The sequence below is a fragment of the Micrococcus sp. LASM2_SD2 genome (assembly GCF_057364565.1).
In genome coordinates this window covers 1-3,023 of the sequence record NZ_JBNFOB010000262.1, presented here as the reverse complement: position 1 = coordinate 3,023, position 3,023 = coordinate 1, and the positions used below count along the sequence as shown (strand labels likewise).

The following is a 3,023-nucleotide window of genomic DNA, read 5'->3' as shown; positions in this document are numbered from 1 at the left end:
GCCGGTGTCCCGGCCGCGGCGGAGGACGGCGAGGCCGCGGCCGTCCACCACCTCGGCGGCACGGACGAGGAGGCCGCCGGCCGAGTCGGGCTCGTGGGCGACCAGATTCAGACAGCGGTGGATGCCGTAGTTGAGGTACACGTACGTGTGCTGCGGCGGCCCGAACAGCGCCGCGTTCCGTTCGGTGCGGCCGCGGTAGGAGTGGGCGCCGGGGTCCTCACCCTGGTCCCCGTAGGCCTCGAGCTCCGTGAGGCGGACGGTGACGGCTCCCTCGGGCGTGCTGACCGTGAGCAGGCAGCCGAGCAGAACTGGAGCCGCCTGCGTGGGGTGGACGCGGAAGAGGGCGGCGAGGTCGTCTGCGGTGCGCGGACGAGGCGGGGGCGTCATCTTCCTCCTTCCGGGGGGACGCGGCGACGGTGGACGGCTCTCTAGGCTGGCCGCATGGACCGCTGGAACGCCACGTATGACCTCCCCTCCGCCGAGCCCGGCAGACGCTGGGACCCGGATGCGCAGGTGCGGCTGCGGCTGACCGTCCGGGCGGAGGGCCCGACGGCCGGCGAGGACGGCGTGGAGTCCGTCTCCACCACCGCGGACGAGGTCGCCGACCTGCTGGACGGCCTCGAACTCAGGGGGACCTGGGAGGCCCTGCCGCTCACCTGGTGAGCCGCAGCGGCCGGTCTCGCGCGGCGGATCCCCGCCCCCCGCGGGCCCGGTCCGCTCAGTCCTGCGCGGCGGGGAGCACCATGTTGTCGATGAGGCGCACCGGCTCCACGTACGCGGCCACCAGGGCCAGGGCGTCCCGGCGCAGCGGCTGGCAGAGCAGTTCGGGGCCGAGCTCCTCCAGGGTCTCGCGGTCCACCACCACGAGGTGGTCCAGCTCCACGCCGGGCTCGTCCGCGATCTTCTGGCGGGCGGCCTGCACGTCCACCGGCTCCCCGTCCGCGGCGGCCTCGGCGAGCGTCCGGAGCGCACGGGACAGCACGAGCGCCCGCTCCAGCCCGGCCTCGTCGAGGCGGGTGTTGCGGCTGGACAGCGCCAGCCCCTGAGACGAGCGCACGATCTCCACCGGCCGGACCTCCACGGGAACGTCCAGGTCGTGGGCGAGACGGCGCAGGATCGCCAGCTGCTGGGCGTCCTTCTGTCCGAAGTAGGAACGCAGCCGGGCCGGGGACCCGGCCTGCACCAGACCGCCGATCGCGAGGTTCCACAGCTTCGCCACCACCGTGACGACCCCGTCGAAGTGGCCGGGCCGGGACGCGCCCTCGAGGACCTCTCCCATGCGGCCTGCGGTCACCGAGACGATCGGCGCGTCCGGGTAGCCGGGATACATCTCGTCCACGGTCGGGGCGAACACCAGGTCCGCGCCGGCGGCGCCCAGCAGGTCCAGGTCCGCCTCGAGCGTGCGCGGATAGTGCTCCAGGTCCGAGCGGTCGCCGAACTGCAGCGGGTTCACGAAGATCGAGGAGACCACCACGTCGTTCTCCCCGCGGGCCTTCGTCACCAGCGCAGCGTGCCCGCCGTGCAGGGCGCCCATGGTGGGGACCATGCCGACGGTCGGCGTCTCCGCCCCGGCGCCCTGGGCTCCCGCCACCAGCTCGGCGAGCGCCGCGCTGAACTCCGCCTTGGAGGTGGTCAGCCGCGGGCGACGACCCGCCGAGCCCTCCGGCAGGGCATCTTCCAGGGTCAGGCCGGTGTGCGGCGGGACGGGACGGCGGTCCGGGATGCGATCGAGCGGTGTCACGGGCGGGAGTCTACGCGGCCGGCGCCCGGCCGATCCCGTTCGCATCCGACCGACCCCGCACCGGCCCCGTGGGATCCGCACCGAGACGCCCCACCCGGGACGACGTCGGCCGCCCACCCAGCGCACGCAGGGTGGGCGGCCGACGTCGGGACGGGTCAGTGCACGGACGGATCAGCGTACGTGGCCGCGGGCCACGCCCTTGCCCTTGCCGGGGTGCTCCTTCTTGCCCTCCATCCAGCGGTCCACGGCCTCGACACCGAGGTCGGGCTGGTCTGTGAACAGGCCGTCGATGCCGGCATCCAGGAACGGCTGGACCATCCCGACCATGTCTCCGATCTCGTTCGGGTCCGCCGAGGACCGGAACTCGAGGGTGAGGAACTGGTTCTCGGCGCGGAAGGTGTACGGGACCACCTCGAGGCCGAGCCGGTGCGCGCGGTCCACGAAGCCGGTGTCCTCGCCGAGGGTGCCGTCCGCGTCCACGGTGATGATCTGCGGCAGCGCGGGGCCGAGCACGTCGATCCTCGCGGCGCGCAGCTCGCGCATGCCGGCCTCGGACCCGTACCAGTCGTAGTCGCGCTGCTCGTCGCCGGCGGCCACGGAGTCGTAGGGGGCGCCGTTCACGCCGGACAGGAACACGGTGGGGGCCTTCAGGCCCAGATTCCGGTTGAGGTCCTCGAGGTTGGCGAACTCGAAGGACTGCACGGTGGCCGGGGCGTTCGGGCGGTTCAGGCGGTGCGCCTCGAGCAGCTCCACCACGCGCTCCTCCATGGACAGCCCGATGGAGTCGAAGTACGTGGGGTGCTTGATCTCCGGGATGACGCCGATCTCGCGGCCGTGCTCGGCGGAGAGCTCCTCGCGCAGCTCGAGGACCTCGGCGAAGGTGGGGACCTCGAACATGCCGTCGTAGGACGCGGACTCCGGGCGCACCTGAGGCAGGCGCTCCTTCGCACGCAGCGTCTTCAGCTCGGCCAGGGTGAAGTCCTCGGTGAACCAGCCGGTGAGCTCCTTGCCGTCGATCACCTTGGTGGTCTTCCGGTCCGCGAACTCGGGGCGCTCGGCCACGTCCGTGGTGTCCGTGATGAGGTTCTCGTGGCGGACCACCAGGACCCCGTCCTTAGTGGAGACCAGGTCCGGCTCGATCACGTCCGCGCCCTGGGCCGCGGCGAGCTCGTAGGAGGCCAGCGTGTGCTCGGGGCGGTAGCCCGAGGCGCCGCGGTGGCCGACGACCTCGGGGCGGACCACCGGCTTGCCGGTGCGCTCCGTGGCGGGGCCGGCCACATCG

The 3,023-nt window shown here is 73.1% G+C and carries 4 protein-coding genes; 1 reads left to right on the top strand and 3 read right to left on the bottom strand.

Translation table 11 applies throughout. From position 1 onward, the window contains the following. Positions 1 to 387 (bottom strand): DNA-3-methyladenine glycosylase (locus tag AC2W7A_RS11095; protein WP_485991398.1); only part of this gene is annotated, 387 nt, incomplete at its 3' end. Positions 388 to 441: 54 nt separating this feature from the next. Here AC2W7A_RS11095 and AC2W7A_RS11090 point away from each other — a divergent pair. Further along, positions 442 to 663 carry a hypothetical protein gene (locus AC2W7A_RS11090; RefSeq protein ID WP_485991397.1) on the top strand — a complete coding sequence of 74 codons (222 nt, stop codon included), beginning with the start codon at positions 442 to 444 and terminating at the stop codon, positions 661 to 663. A gap of 55 nt (positions 664 to 718) precedes the next feature. Here AC2W7A_RS11090 and panC read toward each other — a convergent pair whose 3' ends face one another. Together panC and AC2W7A_RS11080 are read right to left on the bottom strand one after the other, a co-directional pair. Continuing rightward, positions 719 to 1,741 carry a pantoate--beta-alanine ligase gene (gene panC / locus AC2W7A_RS11085; protein ID WP_485991396.1) on the bottom strand — a complete coding sequence of 341 codons (1,023 nt, stop codon included), beginning with the start codon at positions 1,739 to 1,741 and terminating at the stop codon, positions 719 to 721. Positions 1,742 to 1,912: 171 nt separating this feature from the next. Then, positions 1,913 to 3,019 (bottom strand): glycerophosphodiester phosphodiesterase family protein, encoded by a 1,107-nt coding sequence (locus AC2W7A_RS11080; RefSeq protein WP_485991399.1) that lies wholly within the window; start codon positions 3,017 to 3,019, stop codon positions 1,913 to 1,915. Positions 3,020 to 3,023 lie beyond the last annotated feature (4 nt).

Excerpts from the sequence above, each read along its gene's own strand:
- AC2W7A_RS11090 (WP_485991397.1), top strand. The coding sequence starts at position 442 with ATGGACCGCTGGAACGCCACGTATGACCTCCCCTCCGCCGAGCCCGGC.